The sequence below is a fragment of the Labilibaculum euxinicum genome, from assembly GCF_963678175.1.
GTDB classification, from domain to species: Bacteria; Bacteroidota; Bacteroidia; order Bacteroidales; family Marinifilaceae; genus Labilibaculum; species Labilibaculum euxinus.
Genome location: NZ_OY782756.1, coordinates 4,456,779 through 4,478,734 on the forward strand (window position 1 = coordinate 4,456,779; position 21,956 = coordinate 4,478,734).

Annotated in this window: 13 protein-coding genes; 2 read left to right on the plus strand and 11 right to left on the minus strand. The window is 38.6% G+C overall.

Annotated elements, in window-relative coordinates:
• Nucleotides 1–3: 3 nt before the first annotated feature.
• The 5 genes from wecB to ACY0M5_RS17680 all read right to left on the minus strand — a co-directional run bounded on the left by wecB (nt 4) and on the right by ACY0M5_RS17680 (nt 9,214).
• Nucleotides 4–1,239 (minus strand): non-hydrolyzing UDP-N-acetylglucosamine 2-epimerase, encoded by a 1,236-nt coding sequence (gene wecB, locus ACY0M5_RS17660; RefSeq protein WP_461630079.1) that lies wholly within the window; start codon nt 1,237–1,239, stop codon nt 4–6.
• Between the two features lie 108 nt (nt 1,240–1,347).
• Nucleotides 1,348–2,622: a UDP-N-acetyl-D-mannosamine dehydrogenase gene (wecC, locus tag ACY0M5_RS17665; protein WP_461630080.1), complete on the minus strand. Its 1,275-nt coding sequence runs from the start codon at nt 2,620–2,622 to the stop codon at nt 1,348–1,350.
• A 16-nt stretch (nt 2,623–2,638) separates the two neighbouring features.
• Nucleotides 2,639–3,166: a UpxY family transcription antiterminator gene (locus tag ACY0M5_RS17670; protein ID WP_124991004.1), complete on the minus strand. Its 528-nt coding sequence runs from the start codon at nt 3,164–3,166 to the stop codon at nt 2,639–2,641.
• Between the two features lie 737 nt (nt 3,167–3,903).
• Complete coding sequence (locus ACY0M5_RS17675) at nt 3,904–6,168, minus strand: NADP-dependent malic enzyme (RefSeq protein WP_461630081.1); 2,265 nt, start codon at nt 6,166–6,168, stop codon at nt 3,904–3,906.
• Nucleotides 6,169–7,315: 1,147 nt separating this feature from the next.
• A complete protein-coding gene (locus tag ACY0M5_RS17680; RefSeq protein ID WP_461630082.1) occupies nt 7,316–9,214 on the minus strand; it encodes an ATP-binding protein in 1,899 nt (632 codons plus the stop codon).
• A gap of 625 nt (nt 9,215–9,839) precedes the next feature.
• Here ACY0M5_RS17680 and ACY0M5_RS17685 point away from each other — a divergent pair.
• On the plus strand, nt 9,840–10,610 hold the full coding sequence (locus ACY0M5_RS17685) for a hypothetical protein (RefSeq protein WP_461630083.1): 771 nt from the start codon (nt 9,840–9,842) through the stop codon (nt 10,608–10,610).
• Between the two features lie 590 nt (nt 10,611–11,200).
• Here the strand turns inward: ACY0M5_RS17685 and ACY0M5_RS17690 are convergent.
• From ACY0M5_RS17690 to ACY0M5_RS17700, 3 genes are all read right to left on the minus strand, one after another.
• On the minus strand, nt 11,201–11,485 hold the full coding sequence (locus tag ACY0M5_RS17690) for a hypothetical protein (RefSeq protein WP_461630084.1): 285 nt from the start codon (nt 11,483–11,485) through the stop codon (nt 11,201–11,203).
• Nucleotides 11,472–12,197 carry a hypothetical protein gene (locus ACY0M5_RS17695; RefSeq protein ID WP_461630085.1) on the minus strand — a complete coding sequence of 242 codons (726 nt, stop codon included), beginning with the start codon at nt 12,195–12,197 and terminating at the stop codon, nt 11,472–11,474. The genes ACY0M5_RS17690 and ACY0M5_RS17695 overlap by 14 nt, the downstream gene beginning before the upstream one ends.
• A 114-nt stretch (nt 12,198–12,311) precedes the next feature.
• Nucleotides 12,312–13,961: a patatin-like phospholipase family protein gene (locus tag ACY0M5_RS17700; RefSeq protein ID WP_461630086.1), complete on the minus strand. Its 1,650-nt coding sequence runs from the start codon at nt 13,959–13,961 to the stop codon at nt 12,312–12,314.
• A 1,143-nt stretch (nt 13,962–15,104) separates the two neighbouring features.
• On the opposite strand from ACY0M5_RS17700, the gene ACY0M5_RS17705 reads away from it, so the two are divergent.
• On the plus strand, nt 15,105–15,491 hold the full coding sequence (locus tag ACY0M5_RS17705; protein ID WP_156196073.1) for an endonuclease domain-containing protein: 387 nt from the start codon (nt 15,105–15,107) through the stop codon (nt 15,489–15,491).
• A 572-nt stretch (nt 15,492–16,063) separates the two neighbouring features.
• On the opposite strand, the gene yidC is transcribed toward ACY0M5_RS17705, so the two are convergent.
• From yidC to ACY0M5_RS17720, 3 genes are all read right to left on the minus strand, one after another.
• Nucleotides 16,064–17,917: a membrane protein insertase YidC gene (gene yidC, locus ACY0M5_RS17710; protein ID WP_461630087.1), complete on the minus strand. Its 1,854-nt coding sequence runs from the start codon at nt 17,915–17,917 to the stop codon at nt 16,064–16,066.
• Nucleotides 17,918–18,019: 102 nt separating this feature from the next.
• Nucleotides 18,020–19,624, minus strand: coding sequence for a CTP synthase (locus ACY0M5_RS17715; protein ID WP_124991010.1), 1,605 nt, complete (start codon nt 19,622–19,624; stop codon nt 18,020–18,022).
• Between the two features lie 272 nt (nt 19,625–19,896).
• The gene (locus tag ACY0M5_RS17720; RefSeq protein ID WP_461630088.1) at nt 19,897–21,933 is read right to left on the minus strand and encodes a DUF349 domain-containing protein; all 2,037 of its coding nucleotides are present in this window, start codon (nt 21,931–21,933) and stop codon (nt 19,897–19,899) included.
• Nucleotides 21,934–21,956 lie beyond the last annotated feature (23 nt).

Here is a 21,956-nt window from a genome sequence, read left to right on the forward strand (position 1 = left end):
TAGTTAAGCAACAATTTTTTCCCGAACTGCAATCGCTTTTTTCAATTCCTGTACTATTCTAATACATGCATTTCCATCGCCGTAAGGATTACTGGCGGTTGACATTTTTCGGTAAATGGCATCCTCCTCGAAAAGCATTTCCACAGCTTCAATAATCCGATAAGAATCAGTTCCAACCAATTTTACTGTTCCTGCCGACAAGGCCTCAGGACGCTCGGTTGTATCTCTCATCACCAAAACCGGTTTCCCCAAAAACGGAGCTTCTTCCTGTATTCCTCCCGAATCGGTTAAAATCAGGTATGAAAGATCCATCATGTAAACAAATGGCAAATAGTCAATCGGATCAATCAGGAAAATGTTTTTTGCACCGACATCTCCGTTCACCGGATTCTTACCCAAAATATCGTAAACCGGTTTCTGCACATTCGGATTCAAATGAACCGGATACACAAAGTCGACATCAGGATATTTCGCTGCTAAAAATTTAATCGATTCGCAGATATTTAAAAATCCCTTCCCGAAATTCTCGCGGCGATGTCCGGTTATCAAAACCATTTTTCGTGCACGGTATACCCAGTCGGCCACTAAACTGGTAGGAATTCCTTTGGCCTGCAGCTCGTTAATTATATTCATTACCACCCGCGACGAACGGTGAATTTTGGTAAGGGTCAACTGCAAAGCATCGATAACGGTATTGCCGGTAACAACAATTCTGCTTTTGCTGATTCCTTCATCCATCAGGTTTCTCTGAGCCATAATGGTAGGTGCAAAATGCCATTGTGCCAATCTTCCGGTAATTTGACGATTGCCCTCTTCGGGCCATGGCGAATACAAATTATTGGTTCGTAAACCTGCTTCGATATGTGCAACCGCTATTTGCTGATAGTAAGCCGCCAAAGCCGTTGTCGAAGATGTGGATGTATCGCCGTGCACCAATACTAAATCGGGACTGGCTTCTTTCAGCACATCGCGCATTCCAATAAGCACCCGGCTGGTAATGTCATATAAATCCTGACCGGACTTCATGATTTCAAGATCGTAATCGGGTTGAATATCAAACAAATCAAGTACCTGATCGAGCATTTCGCGATGTTGGCCGGTTACACAAACAATCGTCTCAAAATCATCAGGATACTTCTGAAATTCTTTTACCAGTGGAGCCATTTTTATGGCTTCGGGGCGGGTTCCAAAAACCAACAACACCCTGTATTTTCCATTCCCGTTCATAATTCGGTTCATTTAAAAGTGAATATTTTTTACTGCTCCGCTCCTAAAAAATGTGGTTGTTCCTGAGCGGTACATTGGCAGGCAGTAACTGATAGATAGTAACTGATTACTGCTAACTGTTTACTTATGCTTCGAAGCTTTTACAACAATTTCTACAGGTACAGCTTCAATCTCTTCTGTTTGCTTGTTGGTAACACCGCAGAAATCTAAAATTAGTTTGTCCTTTGTTTTGGGCAGCGAATAAAATTCACTGTGTGCTACCAAATAAACAATCATATCTGCAGCATCAAAAGCATTTTTATAATCAGAGAGTTCAAATTCAGGATGTAAATCAATATTGGGTTCAACAAGCAGGATTCCGTTCTGTTCGGATCCGATTACTTTTTGCGCAATATATTTGGCAGGCGATTCGCGCAAATCATCAATATTTGGCTTAAATGCCATTCCCATTAAAGCAATTTTTGGTTCGTATCCATGTTTCAGCTGAAATTGCAGACTGGCATTCTTAATTTTCTCAACACACCAAAAAGCCTTGTAATTGTTTATTTCTCTGGCTTTTCCAATAATCTGACTTTCCAGAGGATACTCCGAAACAATAAAGTAAGGATCAACCGCAATGCAGTGCCCACCTACTCCACAGCCGGGAGTTAAAATGTTAACCCGCGGATGCCTGTTCGCCAATTCAATCAACTCCCAAACATCAATACCTGCCTTATCGCAAATAATTGAAAGTTCGTTGGCAAAAGCAATTTGTACATCGCGGGATGAATTCTCAACCAATTTGCACATTTCAGCAGTTTTTGAATTGGTCCGGTGCAATTCTCCGGTCACAAATTTTTGAAAGAATTCGCAGGCCCGTTCCGTCGATTCTTCATTAATACCACCAATTACCCGGTCGTTGTGTTCCAATTCGTAAATAATATTGCCGGGCAATACCCGTTCCGGACAATAGGCAATAAAAATTGTTCCTTCCAGATCCGGACGTTTTGAATAAATCAAATCTCTTACCTTCCCGGTTGTCCCTACCGGAGATGTTGATTCAATTATGAACAAGTCCCCCGCCTTCAGTAAAGGAATAACAGCATTGCCTGCCGCAAGCACATAGGAAATATCCGGCTCATGATTGCCTTTAAAAGGGGTTGGTACAGCAACAGTATATACATCGGCTTCCACGGGCTGCAGATGAGCACTTAAGTAACCATCCTCCACCACTCTTTTTACCAAACCATCCAAATCGGGCTCAACAATAATAATCCGGCCTTCATTCACGGCCTCAACTACCTTTGGGTTTACATCCACTCCATGAACCCTCATACCGCTGTTTGCAATAAGAGCAGCCGTAGGCAGGCCAATATACCCCATACCTATTGTGGTAACTATTTCTATTTTATTCATAAGATTTGCTGGAATTTTAGTGCGTGACTGGTTGAACTTGTTTAATGGTATCCAGACTAATATCTGTATAAACACAAGTTCCTAAAGAATCGAAGCGGATAACAATCCGATTCTTTCCTTTTATTTGTGTGATTTCGCCTTGAATGCCTTTTAGAGGACCTGCAACAACTTCAACCAACTCTCCTTTTTCCAGGTGATCTGAACAAAGATCAACCTTGCGGTTTTTATCTTCTAAAAAAAGTTGGAGTGCTTCAATTTGTTGTTCGGGTATAGACACAGCTTTGCCGCCGAAAGTTACATACCTGACTGCAAAAACAGAGTTAACTGCATTGTAGTATTCTCTTTCGCTGACTTTCACAAATAAATAGGACCGAAGAAGGGGTTCTTCCACCCATTTTGTACGATCACTCCATTGTCGGAGCTCTTTTTGTAAAGGAAGGTAGCACTCGATATTTTTCGAGCACAATTCTTTATAAAGTCTCTTTTCAGCCCGCGACCGGGTATAGATCGCATGCCAAAAGTAAGGTCTTTTGAAGGCTTGCATGTTAGTTGAATTAAGGTTGACAAGTAAATAAGGTCTGCAGGAAAATAGACTATAGTTGGTTGAAGACTATTGCATCTACTCTCGTGGAGGAGTGGTTGATTTATGGGCACAGCTTCGCTTCCTCAGTCACAGAAAGATGCTGTACCCTTATCTTTTTACATCTAATAATTCATCGAAAAGTAAAACTTTCGAAAAACAATGATTTTGTTCATCAAAGAAAATCAGACTGCTTTTTTTCTTCAATGCCATTCACATATTCTTTGAACGGTAAATAAAATTTCGGGAGATTTTTGCTAAAGAACAAATTTGAAGGTTCTTTACTTAGACAGAATCTAAACAATTTTGGTAAGGGGAGACTATTATCTGACTAATGCATCTTTTTTACTGATATTCAATGGATAAGGAAAATTAAACAAGCCTGCTTTGTTTATCTAATTTTAATATCTAATTTTTGCATTCCGATAGAATCCTGTATTGGTAACCTTAAACAAATCTATTTCCGTCGGTTCCAGACATGGATTGAATGCAGAAAAAAAAAGTTATTTATCGACCATTCATCCAACAAATGAATCGGTTAATGGAAAAAGCTTCAGCGAAAATCCTAAAATATTCAACTGAAGCTTTACAACTGTTTTGCATCTTGTTACTTGCAGTACTTGCAACTTGTTACTTGTTACTTTTACTTGAAGTACTTATTACTTGTCACTTGTTACTTACAACTTGTTACTTGTCACCTGTTACTGTCCCTGCGCATCCACCACAGCAATGGTAACCAGATTCACCAATTCGCGAACCGAACTTTCGAGGGGAACAATGTGAATTGATTTATTCATTCCCAGTAGAATTGGCCCGATTGCTTCTGCTCCACCCAACTCCTGCATAATTTTGTAAGCAATATTACCACTGCTTAGGTTCGGAAAAATAATCGTATTTACTTTCCGGTTCTCCAATTTCGTGAACGGAAACATTTTGGTTCTGAGTTCGTTATTCAAGGCAAAATTCATCTGAATATCACCATCCACAATTAAATCGGGGTGGTCGCGGTGCAAAATTTTCACCGCCTCCTGCACCCGCACCGGACTTCCCTCACGTATCGATCCAAAATTAGAGTAGGAAACCATTGCAATTACAGGTTCGATATTGAATTTGCGAACTGCTTCGGCAGTCAGTAAGGTAGTATCTACCAAAGTTTGTGCATCAGGCCGGGGATTCACCGTTGTGTCAGAGAAAAAAATGGGTCCCTTATTGGTCATCATTAAATACATGCCGGCAATGTGATTGATTTCGGGTTTAATACCAACGGTTTGAATTCCCGGTCGAATGGCTTCAGAATATTTCGAAGTCGATCCGCTGATAAAAGCATCGGCCTCTCCCATTTCAACCATCATGGCACCAAAATAATTACGATCCGTCATTTTATCGAGGGCCTCGGAATAGGTTAAGCCTTTTCGGCTGCGTTTCTGAAACAATACCTTTGCGTACTCCTCTCTTCGGGTTCTTTCCTCTGCTCCCCGCCAATTAATAACAGGTGCATTTCCCAAATCCAGATCGTTTTCCTGAATTAATTTTTCGATGTATTCCGTATTTCCCAGTAAAATAGGCTGAGCAATTCCTTCGTGCAATACGGTTTGTGCGGCTTTCAGAACCTTAAAATTAGTTCCCTCGGCAAATACCACCCGTTTCGGACTCCTTCTGGCTTTATCGGTTAAAGCCCTCATTAGTTTGTTGTCGCGGCCCAAACGCTCTTCCAATTGCAGTTTATAAGCCTCCCAATCGGTAATGGGAGCATGCGCAATGCCCGAATCCATTGCCGCTTTGGCAACTGCCGGAGCAACTATGGTCAGTAATCTTGGATCGAGTGGCTTGGGAATGATGTAATCGCGGCCAAAATTCATATTCATTTCGCCATAAGCAATGTTCACCATATCGGGCACATCCTCTTTTGCCAAAGCTGCCAAAGCCCGCACAGCAGCAATCTTCATGGCCTCGTTAATTGCCGTTGCTTTTACATCCAATGCGCCACGGAAAATAAACGGGAAACCCAGCACGTTGTTTACCTGATTGGGATGATCGGACCGGCCGGTAGCCATAATCAAATCCTTACGGGTTTCCATGGCCAAATCGTAATTAATTTCGGGATTTGGATTGGCCATGGCGAAAACAATGGGTCTGGCTGCCATAGACATAATCATTCCGGGTGCGAGCACATCGGCTACCGATAAACCCAAAAACATATCTGCCCCTACTAAGGCTTCCTTTAGTGTATGAACATTTTTACGGGTAGCAAATTCCTTTTTAACGGCACTTAAATCGCTGCGCGATTCGTGAATTACCCCCTTGCTGTCGACCATTACAATGTTCTCTTTTTTAACGCCCAGCGAAATATACAAACGCGTGCAGGCCACTGCCGATGCCCCGGCTCCGTTTACCACCAGTTGAATATCACTCAGTTTTTTGTTCTGAATTTCGGCCGCATTCAGCAATGCGGCTGCCGAAATAATGGCTGTTCCGTGCTGATCGTCGTGCATTACCGGAATTTTCAGCTCTTTTTTTAGCCTGTCCTCAATCTCGAAACACTCCGGTGCTTTTATGTCCTCTAAATTAATGCCGCCAAAGGTGGGTGCAATTCCCTTCACAATCTTCACAAACTCATCCACATCTTTGGTATCTACCTCAATATCGAACACATCGATATCGGCAAAAATCTTGAACAGCAATCCTTTTCCTTCCATTACCGGTTTGCCTGCCTCGGGACCAATATCGCCCAAACCCAAAACAGCCGTTCCGTTCGAGATCACCGCCACCAAATTTCCTTTCGCGGTATACTTGTACACATCTTTTGGGTTTTTCTCAATGGCCAAACAGGGTTCGGCAACCCCCGGCGAATAGGCCAGCGATAAATCCAATTGGGTGGAATGGGGTTTGGTTGGGATTACTTCAATTTTTCCGGGACGTGTGCCTTCGTGATAGCTAAGCGCATCTTCTTTGGTAAATTTAGCCATGGCTAATTTGATTTAGGAAATGAGATTGTTTGTTTACTGCGTATGAAAAGAGGACTAAAAGACGGAAGCCTTTGCAGAGATAATTTGAAAACTTCCCAACTTCACTGGCTTGCTCACTAGAGTTTTACACCCCATAATTTCCGCCAAAATTTATTTAGAAGAAAGCTAAATAGGGAAAAACAAAAAACCTCTCCCTACTCTTTACTAAATATAAAACCTCTGTTTGGCATTTTCGAAATACCTCTCCCTATCCGGTTTAAAAACCACACACCAAACCGTCCAGATCAAAGTACCTCTCCCTAACCCTCTCCTGAAGGAGAGAGAACTGCAAATGCGCAATCAGGGGAATGCCCCCCTTCTACTTTAGGAGAAGGGGCTGGGGGATGAGGTGTTAAACCAGAAAACATTCATGCACAAAATCAAAAAATCTCTGTTTGGCATTTTCGAAATACCTCTCCCTAACCCTATCCTGAAGGAGAGAGAACTGAAAATGCGCAATCGGGGGAATGCTCCCCTTCTCCTAAAGTAGAAGGGGCTGGGGGATGAGGTGTTAAACCAGAAAACATTCATGCACAAAATCAAAAAACCTCTGTTTGGCATTTTCGAAATACCTCTCCCCAACCTATCCAGTTTAAAAACCAAACACCAAACCGTCCAGATCAAAATACCTCTCCCTAACCCTCTCCTGAAGGAGAGAGAACTGCAAATGCGCAATTAGGGGAATGCCCCCCTTCTACTTTAGGAGAAGGGGCTGGGGGATGAGGTGTTAAACCAGAAAATATTCATTCGAAAAATCAAAAAACCTCTGTTTGGCATTTTCGAAAAACCTCTCCCCAACCTACCCGGTTTAAAAACCACACACCAAACCGTCCAGATCAAAATACCTCTCCCTAACCCTCTCCTGGAGGAGAGGGAACTGAAAATGCGCAATTAGGAGAAGGGGGATGCTGCAAATTAGCTTCGAACTTTCATTTCTTCCCATTTTACCGATTTAACCTGTAAGTGGCTTTTCACCCTGACAATGCTTACATGATGGGAGGAGATTATCAGATAGAGGCATAAAAAAATCTCCTCGGGTGGGAGGAGATTATATAATAACGGAAATATTAATTGATTACTGGCTTCATTCTTATTAGGTTATTAGCCGTTAATTCTCAATGGATTCTTTTATCTTTTCGAACCAACTCTTTATTTCTTCAAATCCTAGAAGTTCAGCCAAATACTCTTTTGTCATATCTTTTGAAAGCAATTCACATAATTCTTTTTTAGCGGTTCTTTCACTAACCAACTGAATTTTTACTCCATTTTCTTTAAGTCTTTTGGTTTCTTTAGCTATTAATTCCGCAGGATTTTCTACATTCCATTTTTCTAACCAACCTTTCTCGCCATGATATGTTTCTATTCCATATTTATTTTCAACTAAAACAGGATGAATATAATTTTCAATTTCAGCCTTATTTGTTAAAAATCCAGCATTGTAACCACCTCTCTTGTTTATTTTGTCTGTATACTTTTTGTACTTATATCTATTCTGTGCATCAGTAGCATTACTGTCACAGTCATAAATATGAATTTCATTTAAATTCAATTTTTTTAGATAGTTCTTATTTACCCAAAATTGCAATGTACTACCGCCCAAAAATACAAGAATACATCTTTCTTCATTTTTTAAATCAACAATAGCCTTTAGTTCGTCTATTTGACTTATATGTTTCAAGAATTCAATGTCAGAATAACCCTCAACGCAAATAGCAGTTTTTACTTTAGTGCTATTTTCTATTGCTATTGACGGTAACACACCAAGATTATCGGCGATTAGTTCAATAATATCATCACCATCAGATTGACTTTTAATTTCAATATCTTTTTTGTTTTTTTGGATTAGCCTAAGACTTTCCACAGGCAATAATTTCCCAATTCCTGGGCTATGTGTAGTTAATATTATTTGGGTATCTTCCTTTTCTGACAATTCAATAAAAGCGTCAATAAGCATTTTTTGGTGACTTGGATGTTGAGATGTTTCAGGTTCCTCAAAAGCATAAATGATTGTTGGAGACTTCTTTTCTTTTCGCCTTTTTTCTGCTTCTGCTCTAAAGAAGTTTAATAAAATAAGTCTACGCACACCACTCCCTCTTTTATCTAAAGGAATATTGTCGTCACTAGTTATTGAGAAGTTAAATGCACTTTCCCATTTTGGTTCACCAAAATTTGACGTTAGGTCATTTGCAATCTCTTCATTCATTTCTTTTAATTTGCTGATTGTTAAATCTGCTATTTCTTGTGAGGCTTTTCTAACAGTTTCTTTTATTTCTTCGAGTTTTTCTTGTAACCCTTCATGCTTTACAATCTGTTTAATAGCTTCCTTCATAGGGTTCTGAACCTCGCTGTCTTTTTCCTCATTTTTTCTATCTGACTGAAATAAAGAATATGTAGGTAAGTAACTTTGAAGTTTTTCCCAAATTGCTTTTGCTCCATTATCTTCAATCTTTGATTTGAAGATAACAATTTCTTGTTGCTTCAATTTGTCATCAAAAATACTATTTCTGATAGCTTGCCTTATTGATGATGAAACAGTCGCATTATACTCTTCAGTAACATTAAGATTTTCAGCTTTCTCTTTCAAATCTGATATTTTTAGATTTAAAAGATTCTTTAAGTCTTTATGTGTTGGATGATTTGCATTTAAACACACTTTAGAAAGACTTGAACCTGTATAATATTTATGAATCTCAAGTAACCCATCTTCATTTAACAAAAACTCATTTTCAAAAGTCGTTTCAAAATCTGAATCAATAGTTACTTTTTGAGGGACATCATCAAAAACGACTCCAATTAATATATTCTTGTCTGTTGAATTAATATTAAAATCATCTTTAGAAACATAGGTGCTGGATTTTTTATCATTAAAGAATATGTCTAGAGCTTCCAACACTGTGGATTTCCCTATATCATTACGACCAACAAATGTGGTTAGATTGTCGAAATCAATAACGGTTTTTTTATTATATCCTCTAAAATTCTGTAAAATAATTTTCCTTAATTTCATCGTTGCTTATTTTATTATGGCTGGTAACTTAATTATATAATCAAAACGTCTTTATTTCACCTTTATCTTCAATTGGAGTTGACTTTGCCAAATCATACAGGTTTAGTGCAATTCTCTAAAGCGTGAACAAGCCCTTCCATTTTCGCACCCCCTAAAGTAATCATATTTAAAATACATCAGTAGCTAACCCCCTTATTCATTTTCATTTAAAAGAAGGTAAGTTGTTCTCAACTGCAGAGCATCCGCTTTTACCGGAAGAGCAAAGCAAACACGCAATCAATTATTACATTCGTTGATAAAATAAATCCATTTATCAGGAATAAAAATACATTTGCATGCAATAAGCCAATTAACACTCATGAATCACCTGAATTTTGATTTTACATATTTTTAACATTTTATATTCAATATGCCTGCATCACTACAGTTTACTGAGGGTGCCGCGAGTTGACATCTTTTAAAATCATAATAATTTTGTTGTTTTCTGCACAAAGCATTTTTGCGTTTAACTTAAATTTTCTACTTTCAAAATTGTTTTATTAAAAACCCGTCGGTTTTAGCACCGAACGAAACAAAACATCAGTACAAAAATTGTTATTTTATTTATCCTAAAACCGAAAAAAACATGTCGGAACAAGAAAATTACGACAGCAGCCTGGAGGAAATACAAGCTTCTGTAAAAAATGAAGGGATTAAACATTGCAGCATGCCTGTTGGGATGTATATCGCAGAAATTAAATCGATTATTCATGTGGCAAAGCAAGACTTGCCACAACTGATTTCTGTTGGCTATCAGTCCGAAAAACTGGAAAAACTGGAAATTTTAACGGGCGCTTTAACTGTTGCTTTATCGATATGGGCAACAGAAGCTACAAGCAAAGCCGAAGCTCTAAAAAAATGGCAGGAAAATGCACCGGCCATGCATAATCTGATTCGTGATTTATATGATAACATGAGGTTTGCCTTCCGAAACCATAAAGATTTAATCCAGATTTTGGATGAAATTAATGAAGGCGATTCGAATTCCGATTCGGTGATGGATCTGGCGAAACTGGGCAGACTGGGTAATAATCATGCCGAACTTTTAACGGCAATTGGTTATGAAATGACGCAGTGCAGCAAAGCCTTGAGCGAATCGGAACGAATGAGCGCTATACTGGCCGAAGTGAATGGCTCTTTTTATGTTGATGATGAGAAGAAAGTGATACGCGACAAGTCGTACACTTTGGTAAAACGATATGCTGATGAATTGAAAGATTACGGGAAATTTGTTTTCCGAAAAGATGAAGATCATGCTCAGCTTTACACCAGCAAATATCTTCGCAACAAAAAATCGGAGTACCGAAAAAACAAAGAAAATGCAGCCGCTGACATCCCCGAAGAGACTATCAGTTGAATTGGATGATGAGAATTGCAGAAGGGAATCGGGAGGTTCCCTTTTTTATGCATGCCCACAGGGAAACTGCATCCTGCAAACCAAAAGCAATATCTGATTTTCTGTCTTGGAGGTTCTGATGTATGTCTTGGAAGCCCTTCCCCGTGTCTTGGAGCTTCTGCATCTTGTCTTGGAGTAAAGCTCACTGTGTCTTGGAGCATCTTCTGCTTGTCTTGGCGAAGGAACCTTCTGTCTTGGAGCTGCTTCTGATTGTCTTGGAAAAGAACGGGAGCTGTTATAACTGCCACGCAAAAGCGAGTGAGTGCCTAAATGCTCTGACGGTGGCAAATTACAAAAACAATTTAGGAGCAGGTAAAACCATTGTGAAGATGTGAAATCACTGACAAGGTCTTATTCAAACGGGGATTCACTCAATTTGAAAGGAATTGCCACTGCCTTATGCTTCGGCTTCGCAATAACGGCCTGGTTCTGTTCTCCCTTTTTTAAGGGAATCCCGAAACTATTCGGGACGAAGGACAGGGTGAAAAAAATCCATTCAAACAGAACCGCCGTCAGGGTGCAAAACACCTACTCATCAGCATATTAATAAGCTACAGCAAAGCGGCGAACTGTGGTATTTTCTTTGCAATTTTAACCGCTACATCTCCCAATTCTTTAATGTTATGGATTAATTGGGCCTGCGACAGATTGTCCTTTGATGCTTGATCAACCACATTTATAAGATCCAAATATATTTTTGGATCGGTGGTTTTAGGGATAAGAGCATCAACTTCTTCTTTCGATAATCCTTTTAATTTATTTAATTCCTGTTGGTATTTGCCGGTAAAAGCTGCATCAGCTTCAGCAAATAAATCATCATATTTATTTTTCGCCATTGCTTTGTTTTTTATTGGTTATCTCTTTTATCTGATTCGTTATTTTCTGGATTTGTTTGTAGGCATCATCGCTTTGTGCATCGATTTTTTTCCCCGTTTCAACAGCCTTCTCAACCTGTTCCGAAACTTTCACTAATGAATTCGTAAGCAGGGTATCTGCTCCCTCTAAACCGATCATTGAAAGTGCTTCCTGCTGTGTTCCTTTTAATTTTCGCAACGACTGCAGGTAAGCTGTAATGGTACGATTGGCAGTAAGCGCATTTTCGTACGACTGATTGATTGATTTGGTAATTTCGGAATGCTGCTGTTTTATCGGCAACAGCAACTCCTTTCTTTTGCCGGATATCTGATTTTGAGCGGCTTCAAGAAATTCCTGCATATCATTAATTGCAGCTTTCGCTTCTTCTTCTCCTTCTTGTTTTCCTGCCAGCTCAATTACGCTGTACAAACATGGTTTTCCGTCCTTGTAATCCTGTAACTGATTTTTTAATGCATAATGAATTACAAAAGGAACATAAACATCATCAACAAAAGAATTAATATCATTTTCAATTTTTTTGAAATAGAGATCGGTAATATCGTTGTGCGATTGATGCAATGTCTGCAGATCGCTGCCGAGGGTTTGAGATAATAGTACTGTCTCTTTTGGGATTGAGGCACAGGCGGTAAACAGAAACAATGCGGCCAGTACTCCTATATTTTTCACTCTCATGATTTGGGTTTGTTTGTTTTGAAACTATTTAATTTGATAATTGCGGGCGGATGCTTTTCATGATTTTTTGACTTTCATGAAATCGCATCAACCATTTAAACGGGTGATAATTTGCTACACCATAAACAATGGATTCTTATTGAATTTTCTCCAATCTTTTTCGAGCAGCTTGTACATGTCATCTATTTCTTTCGAAGAGATATCATTCTCCTTCAGCTCTAAAATATAATTCATCAGGTTGTAGCAAGTGGTAAACTGACCGCATGCTATGAGTGAATCCATTCTGTCGGTAGAGACATCCTCTTTATCCCACCATAGTGATGTTGGAGCTTCAGAGGCTATTAATGCAACCTGCTTCAGCTGTTTTCCCGCCGGGTTGATTTGTATGTTGTGCTTGAAATTGTTTTTGTACAAGGTTTCTTTGCCGTTCAGTTTATATACAGTGGATGTAATGATTCTATTTTTTAATTCCTCTTTGGAGTAAATCAAATTGTAATTTAACCGCCTGATTTGTTTCAGGAAAACATCACTTACCATTTTAGCCCCCGATGTGGCTCTTTCAATCAGCATTCTTTTCACCAAATCAATATCCAATCTTTGAAAAGACATCACTTCGTCCAACAACTCCTCCGGAACATTCTTCTCGAATAGCGACTTCACTTTTCTCAGCACATCACTCTTTAGATGCCCTGCTGCAAAACCGATTAAGGATAAACTAAAACCGATACCTGTTACTACTCCCCCCAACACATAGATGGACGGCCAGGCTCTGCCCTTAATCAATTCCAAAGAATTAATCAGCATCAACACAATGCCTGCCAACAGAATTGCCCAATATGCCCAGTGAAACCGGAAGTAGTTTAGCCATTTCAGCGCCATTTTCTGAACTGTTACCTGGGATGAATCGGTAGAAGAATCGCTCAGCCAGGGAACCATTTTATAACTCCCCACATCGTTCACAATAATTAAATCCAATGATTTACCGCGTTTCCCTTCCATGGATTTGTTGATGTTCATCATGCTGCCAATGCCTTGATTATCGACGATTCCTCCATCCATTATACCAACACCTTTGGCAAAGTTGTCCAGCCTTTTTAAAGCTTTATAGTCTAAATCATTCCTGTCTTTAAAGTAATCATCAGGAAATAGCAATGGTTCAAAACCTATCGGAAAACATGATGATGACGCTACAATGTCTGCAAGGTCAATTTTTCCGTTCATCTTATTTAGCTCAGCACAATTCAATGGATTGTTTCCAAACTTGCCGGTACTTTGAAACCGAAAGGCCAATCCGAAAGAAAAATCTGTCGCATTAAAACAAACATGCTTTAAATTTAAAGAGGTCATATTTTTAAACATCTCAAATTTCCCCTTAAATATATCTAGATCGGAATAGGCCAGAGCGAAAGCATTGATTAGTGATCTTTTCTTGTACGAACTGTTCTTCCAGACTGAATTATCCTCCAATTTTGAAATTGCATTTTCGAGCAGCCGGTCTGACCCGGGAGTAAATGTTGAATAAAAACGATCGTAAAAAGAATCGAATTTGAAATTGGGATCCTGTACTGCTTTTGCATAAGCCACTGCCAGCAACGTGCCTCCACTAACCGAACTAATGGCCTCAACATTGCTAAGGAGCGGCTTTTTCTTAAATTCTATCTTATTTAAATAAGATATTACTCCTAATGAAAAAAACGTGGCCCGATATCCTCCACCACTAAAGCAAAGTCCAATACTTTCAAAAGCTTCAAATTTAGTTTCCATGCTTGTTTATTTTTGATTTTGACAGATATAGTTTGTTTCGTGTTTTACAAATAATCAGGGGACAACATTTGGCTGTATTCAATTTTCCCGTTTGTAAAATGTTACGTGAACGAATCAAGTAATCCTTACAACACCATTTATCCCGGTTTTCATTCAAATTATTTTCGCTTTAAAGATATTGCTCAAACAGGTATGAGATCATTCATTTTTAGCAATACTTAAGTTAATCATATTTAATGCAACCAAAAAAAATAATTCCCTATTCTTTCTCATTTAAAAGAAGATGACCGACTCTTAATAACCACACCTTCTATCTAACGATACAAACAAATAACAATCAACAGCAACTATTCTGCTCATTTACGGAACTAATCATTTCATCACAAATAATGAGATGCTTACCTGCAAACAGTGAATTCACCATCGGATATCGGCTAATCATATTTTATACTTTTTTTTCAATGATTTATATTCAACAAATCTACATCTTCACTGTTTACTTGGAGTGCCACAGCCTGACACATTTTAAAATCATAACAAACAAATAATCTTCTGTTAAAGTGTTTTTTATATTCAACTTAAACTTCCTGTGTTCAATCGTTTATTATTGAATAATACCTCTCCCTACTTTTTACTAATTGTAAAACCTCTCTCAATATAAAAACCTCAGACTGATCTTTTCGAAACACCTCACCCTAGCCCTTTGGCAAAACACCTCACCCTAGCCCTCTCCTGAAGGAGAGGGGACTGCAAATGCACAATCAGGGGAATGCTCCCCTTCTACTTTAGGAGAAGGGGTTGGGGGATGAGGTTTTGCACCAGAAAAATACTTCGCACCAAACCTTACGAATCAGACACCTCTCCCTAACCCTCTCCTGAAGGAGAGGGGACTGCAAATGCGCAATCAGAAGAATGCTCCCCTTCTACTTTAGGAGAAGGGATTGGGGAATGAGGTTTTGCACCAGAAAAATACTTCGCACCATGCCTTACGAATCAAAAACCTCTCCCTAACCCTCTCCTGAAGGAGAAGGAACTGCAATGTACAATCAGGGGAATGCTCCCCTTCTACTTTAGGAGAAGGGGTTGAGGGATGAGGTATTATGAACAATAATCTTTAAATTACACAATCCTAAATTTTATAGAATGGTAGATTACAAAGAATGCTTATTTTATGACGCTTCCCCTGAAATTCATTCTCGGGCAAAAGAATTGAGAAGAAACATGACTAAATCTGAGAAACTACTCTGGACGGAAATCAGAAATAGGAAACTAAATGGTTTAAAATTCAGAAGGCAACATCCTATCAACATCTTCATTGCTGATTTTTATTGTCATGAAATAAAACTGGTAATAGAGCTCGATGGTAATATTCACGACTCTGAAGAGAACAAAGAATATGATGAAGGCAGAACTGCAGAATTGGAATATTTAGGAGTAAAAGTTATTCGCTTTACAAATGAAGAGGTGATTAATTCAATGACTAATGTCTTGGCAAAAATAAAGGTGTTCTGTAAGCAGGTTTCTTTTTAATTTCTCAGATAGCTCCTCACAAGAATCCTCTCCCCAGCCTCCCAAAATAAAGTACCTCCCCCTAACCCTCTCCTGAAGGAGAGGGAACTGCAAATGCGCAATCAGGGGAATGCTCCCCTTCTCCTAAAGTAGAAGGGGTTGGGGGATGAGGTTTTACCAGAAAAACACTTCGCACCATGCCTTACGAATCAAATACCTCTCCCTGGCCCTTTCCTGAAGGAGAGGGAACTGTAATGTACAATCAGGGGAATACTCCCCTTCTACTTTAGGAGAAGGGGTTGGGGGATGAGGTTTTGCACCAGAAAAATACTTCGCACCATGCCTTACAAATCAAATACCTCTCCCTGGCCCTCTCCTTCAGGAGAGGGGACTGCAAATGCGCAATCAGGGGAATACTCCCCTTCTACTTTAGGAGAAGGGATTGGGGAATAAGGTTTTACCAGAAAAATACTTCGCGCCATGCCTTACGAATCAAATACCTCTCCCTAACCCTCTCCTGAAGGAGAGGGAATTGTAAAACAAAAAAGAGCTCCGGTATTGGAGCTCTTTCTATATATCAATGTAATAAGATCTTATTTTTTGCCTCTTTGCTTAGCGGCTTCTTCCAAACGTTGTTGGAATTTCGATTTCTTAACCGGCTTTTTCTTATTTGCTTCCAACATGGCCAATACCTTGTCGTCATCAACCATAAATTTACGAATAGCTATGGTTTGAAGAACAGTAAATAAGGTTGCAATAAAGTAGTAGTAAGAAAGACCTGATGCATAATTATTGAACCATCCTAAGAACATTACCGGCATTAAATACATCATGTATTTCATACCTGGCATCTGATTCGATGATTGCATCTGTCCGTTCATACTGGTGTACACTAAGTTGGTACCTGCCATCAACAAACAGAACAAACTTACGTGATCGCCATACCATGGAATATCCCAAGGTAGTTTCATGATTGAATCGTATGACGATAAATCACTTGCCCAAAGAAAACTTTGCTGACGCAATTCGAATGATGCCGGGAAGAATCGGAACAAGGCAATCAGGAATGGGAACTGTACCAACATTGGCAAACATCCACCCATTGGGTTTACTCCTGCTTTTTTATACAGAGCCATAGTTGCCTGCTGGCGTTCCATTGCTTTGTCTTTCGGGATTTTCTCATTAATCGCATCAATCTGAGGTTTCAACACCTTCATTTTTGCTGTCGACATATACGACTTGTATGTCAATGGAGCCAAAAGCAACTTAATGATGATGGTTAAAATCAGGATAATGATTCCGTAATTAGAAATAAATCCTTCCAGGAAGTTAAAGATTGGAATCACAAAATACCTGTTTATCCATCCAAATATTGACCAACCTAAATTAATCAGCTTATGCAATTGGATATCACGACCATCTAAATTCTTACCGTACTCACGTAAAGTATTAAATTTATTGGGGCCAAAATAGAATTTCATTGGATGTGTTTCCAATTGAGTTCCTGCATATGGCAATGAAATTTCAGCAGAGAAATTTTTCAAAATTGTAGAGTTTTCATCCATATCAACAGACTTCAACTTCACTCCTTTAAAAGCATCACCAGCAATTAAAACGGAAGAGAAAAACTGTTGCTTAAATCCAATCCACTTTACTTTTGTAGCCAAATCTTCCTCTTTTTCTCCTGCAGCAGACAAATTATCAACTTCATCTTCGAAAAATTTGTAATACAAAGCTGTGTATTGGTTTTCGAACTTACGTCCTTTTTCCTGTCTTGGGATATCTTCCTGCCAATTGAAAGTAACGAAATTTGAATTGCGCGAAATCACATCCTGCATTCCTACCAGATTCACGGTAAAATCAACCATGTAAGAATCGGGAGCCAAAGTATATTTATACTCAATGTACTTATCATCTCCAACCATCAATCTCATACTAACCCCTTTTTCCGAGGTAGTTGCATTTACAGAAGTGGCACCATTTGCTTCAACAAAAAACAAGTCCTGAGTACTCATCGGCTTGTTTTCGGCATAAAAGGTTAATCCAAACTTAGAGTTTTTCTCAGCCCATAATAACAATGGCAATGAATCGTGTGTTTGGAATTCCTTCAACTGAACATTCTGAATTCGTCCTCCTCTGGTATTCAGAGTTAGCTTTACAAATTTGTTCTCAAGAGTAATGAATTCTTCCTTCTGATTTACCGCACCTGAAAAAGCACCATAGGTTTCTTTCATTGCAACAGTATCCTCTTTTACTTTAGCATATTGTGCCTTTAAGCCTTCCAGTCTGGCAGCTTCGACCTCTTCTTTGTGCAAACGATCAACCCGCGCAATTGAGTCTCTGGTGTTTATGGCCTTGATTTCCTCTTCAGATGGCTTTGTCAGGTACGTATACCCAATCAAAATCGCTCCGATGATCAACAAGCCAAAAATCGAATTTCTATCCATTTTGTATTTTTTTTAATCTTATGTTCTTAAAAGTAACGAGTACATATGCTTCTCAAAACACCTCCCCGGAGATCCCTAAATGCATAAAGACTCGTGACACTCTTATTTTTCCTCCATTGCCACTTTCACAAACTCTACAAATAAAGGATGTGGCTTGATAACAGTACTCTTGTATTCGGGGTGAAATTGTACCCCAACGAACCATTTGTGTCCTTCCAACTCAACAACTTCAACTAAACCTGTATCAGGATTCATTCCTGTGGCTTTCATTCCAGCTGCTTCGTATTGCTCTAAATATTCATTGTTAAATTCATAACGGTGACGATGACGTTCTGATATTTCCTTTTGTCCGTATGCTTTTAATGCTTTCGAACCATCTTTCAAAACACAATCGTAAGCTCCCAAACGCATAGTTCCGCCTTTTTCAGTTACGTTTTTCTGTTCTTCCATAAGGTCGATTACCGGATAAGGAGATTTAGGATTCATCTCTAAGGAATCGGCATCTTCCAATTTTAATACGTTACGCGCAAATTCGATTACCGAAACCTGCATACCTAAACAAATTCCAAGGAAAGGAATGTTGTTTTCCCTGGCATATTTAGTGGCAAGAATCTTTCCTTCTATACCTCTGTGACCAAAACCCGGGGCAACCAAAATTCCTTTTAGGTCTTTTAATTCTTCCTGATAATTTTTATCGGTCAATTTTTCGGAGTGAATCCACTGAATATTTACCTTGCATTCGTTTACCGAACCCGCATGTAAAAACGACTCGGCAATTGACTTGTAAGCATCGTGTAATTCAACGTATTTTCCTACCAAACCAATTTTAACTTCTGATTTAGGATTTTGTAAACGATTCAAAAATTTAGTCCATTCAATTAATTTAGGCTCTTTTCTTAAATCCAAACCAAGCTTTTCGCAAACAATTACATCGAGTTTTTCCTCTCTCATTTTTAAAGGAACCTCGTAAATTGTTTTCACATCAATCGACTGAATAACTGCATTTGGTTCAACATTACAAAACAATGCTACCTTTCTGCGAACATCATTAGGCAATTCGTGCTCGGTACGTAACACCAAAACTTCCGGCTGCACTCCTGTTTCCAACAATGATTTTACAGAATGCTGAGTAGGTTTGGTCTTTAGTTCGCCCGAAGCAGCAAGATATGGCACCAACGTAAGGTGAATTACAATGGCATCGCGTCCCAATTCCCACTTTAACTGACGAACAGCTTCGATGTATGGTAAAGATTCAATATCTCCAACAGTACCACCAATTTCAGTAATTACTACATCAAATTTATGCTTGGAACCAAGCATTTTGATGTTTCGCTTAATTTCATCGGTAATATGAGGAATGATTTGAACTGTTTTTCCCAAAAAATCTCCTTTTCTTTCCTTATTAATAACATTACGGTAAATTCTACCTGTTGTAACATTATTAGCCTGAGAAGTAGGAATGTTGGTGAAACGTTCGTAATGTCCCAAATCCAAATCGGTTTCAGCCCCATCATCGGTTACAAAACACTCTCCATGCTCGTAAGGATTTAATGTACCTGGATCTACATTTAAGTAAGGATCCAGTTTCTGATTGGTAACAGAATAACCTCTGGCTTGTAATAATTTAGCCAATGATGATGCTATTATTCCTTTTCCTAATGAGGAGGTTACCCCACCTGTAACGAAGATGTATTTGGTTGTTGACACTTGCTGAACGTTTTATGAATTATTAAAGGTGCAAAAGTAGTTAATTTATGCATTCTTAGGAAACTATTTCCATGTTTCACAAGATCAAATTTAGAGAATCCTGCTTTTCAGATATTTTCCATATAGAAAATAAGAAAATACATACGTTTTACTCTTCCCTAAATTAACCTGAAATACATCTGATAGTTAGAGCCTTCAAAGCTTTTGTATTTAATCAAAAAAATCCTCCACTGTAAAAAATGGAGGATGATATTTATTCCGATCAATTTATTCTATGAAACCAACCCATCAATAACTTTCAATTTTTCCTGAAGAAGTTTCAAACTCTGTTTTCCTTTTTCGATTTTCTCTTCAATTTCCTGAACTATAGAATCAGATGTTTTTGAGGCAGAGAAGAATCCAATGTTATTTTCCCATAAGCCTATATCAGTTTCCAGCTGCTTAATTTTACCGACAATTTTATTTCTCTCGCCAATAATTTTGTCTTCAGAATGATTCATGCTTAGGAAATTATCAATTTTTGATTGAAATTTCTGAACTTCCTTATCCTCTGTTTCCAGATCCATCTTGTCATAAACAGCGTTTAATGCTCTTCTAAAATCCTCCTGTATTTTATCTTTCTTCTTAAAAGGAACATGTCCTATTTGTGTCCATTCTTTCTGAAGCTCACGAAGAACGGCTAAATTTTCCTCATCATCACCGCCAAATTGAAAATTTCGAATCTTATCAATCACTTCCTCTTTAAGTTTCAAATTTTCAGCATGATCAGTATCTACATGATCAAAATGTTTCGATTTATTGCTGAAAAACTTATCACATGCAGCTCTGAATCGAACCCACAATTCTTCTGAAACCTTACGAGGTACAGGCCCTATCTTTTTCCATTCTTTTTGAATAGCGATTAACTTGTCTGTTGTTTCCTTCCAATCTGTACTGTCCTGCAAACTCTCTGCCAGCTCGCACAATTCAGTTTTCTTCTCCAAATTATCACCAAGCTGATCCTTCAGATTCAAATAGAACTTACGCTTTTTATCGAAGTACAGATCGCAGGCAGTTCTGAATCGCTGATAAATTCTATTGTTGTCTTTTTTTGGTGCAAAACCAATAGTTCGCCACTCTTTTTGCAAATCCAAAATCTCCTTAGAACTTGAGTTCCAATCTTTATGAGATTCAATATTAGAATTAGCTATTAATTCCACTTTATCACACAGAACCTCTTTTTTCTCAAGATTCGTTTTTTGTTCTGACTTTAAGCCTTCGTAAAATTCCTGGTGATTTCGGTTAATTATTGTTGTGGCCTCCTTAAATCGTTCCCAAATCTCTTCTTTTTGTTCACGGGGAACCGGTCCAATTTCTCTCCACTGTTCGTGATATTTTTGCAAAGTATTAAAAGCCTTCACTGCCGACGGATCTTCCAATAATTTTTCAGTCTCCTCGCACAAACGAACCTTAGCTGCCAAATTCTTTTTTAAATCGAGATCACGCAGCTCTTTATTAATTTTTATATAATCGTAAAAATTCTCAACATGATGATGATATGTATCCCACAAACCTTTAAGAGCTGCCTGAGGAACCATACCGGTATCGTGCCATTTTTTCTGCAAATCTCTAAATTCCTGAAAAGTTTTATCAAAAGCTTCTTTTCTATTTACCAGATCCTTTATGTCCTCAATAATCTGATACTTAATCTGTAAGTTATTTTCCTTTTCCTCTTCCAAATTTCGGGTCTGAACGATCCGGCTCCCTCTATAATCATGAAGCAGTTCCTTCATTTTCAGCTCTAATTCATCTTTTCCGAAATCAAAATCCTCCTCTTTTCCCCCTTCCTCCAAAAATTTCTTTTTGGCTTCGGCAACCTCTTCATTGTGCTTTTTATAAAAATTGTGTTTTATTGCATCCAGTTTGCCCTTTAAACCTTTCGCAGGCTTATGCTCCAGCAAAAGAGTTAAGCGGTCAACCAACTCACTTTTTTCCATTATTGTATAATCGGGCTCTGCCTGCACTTCTACTATCTCTTTCTGATCTTCTGAATTACCAACAGATTTTTCCTCTGCAACTTCAGTCACAGAAACATCTTCGTCGTCTTTAACTTCGATTTCGGGAACCTCCCCTTCTGATTCCATATCCTCATTTATTATTTCGGAAGATTCCTTTTTATCTTCAGGAGTCTCCATTATTACAGACTGATCCTCTGTCGCTTTTTCTTCAACAGATTCATTCTCATGAGAATCACCACCTGCTTCAGGTGTATCTAAATTTTCATTCGCTTCATTCTCATGTGAGAGGTTCGATAAATCTTTTGCTTTCATGTAGTTTGCATTAGAGTAGCAAC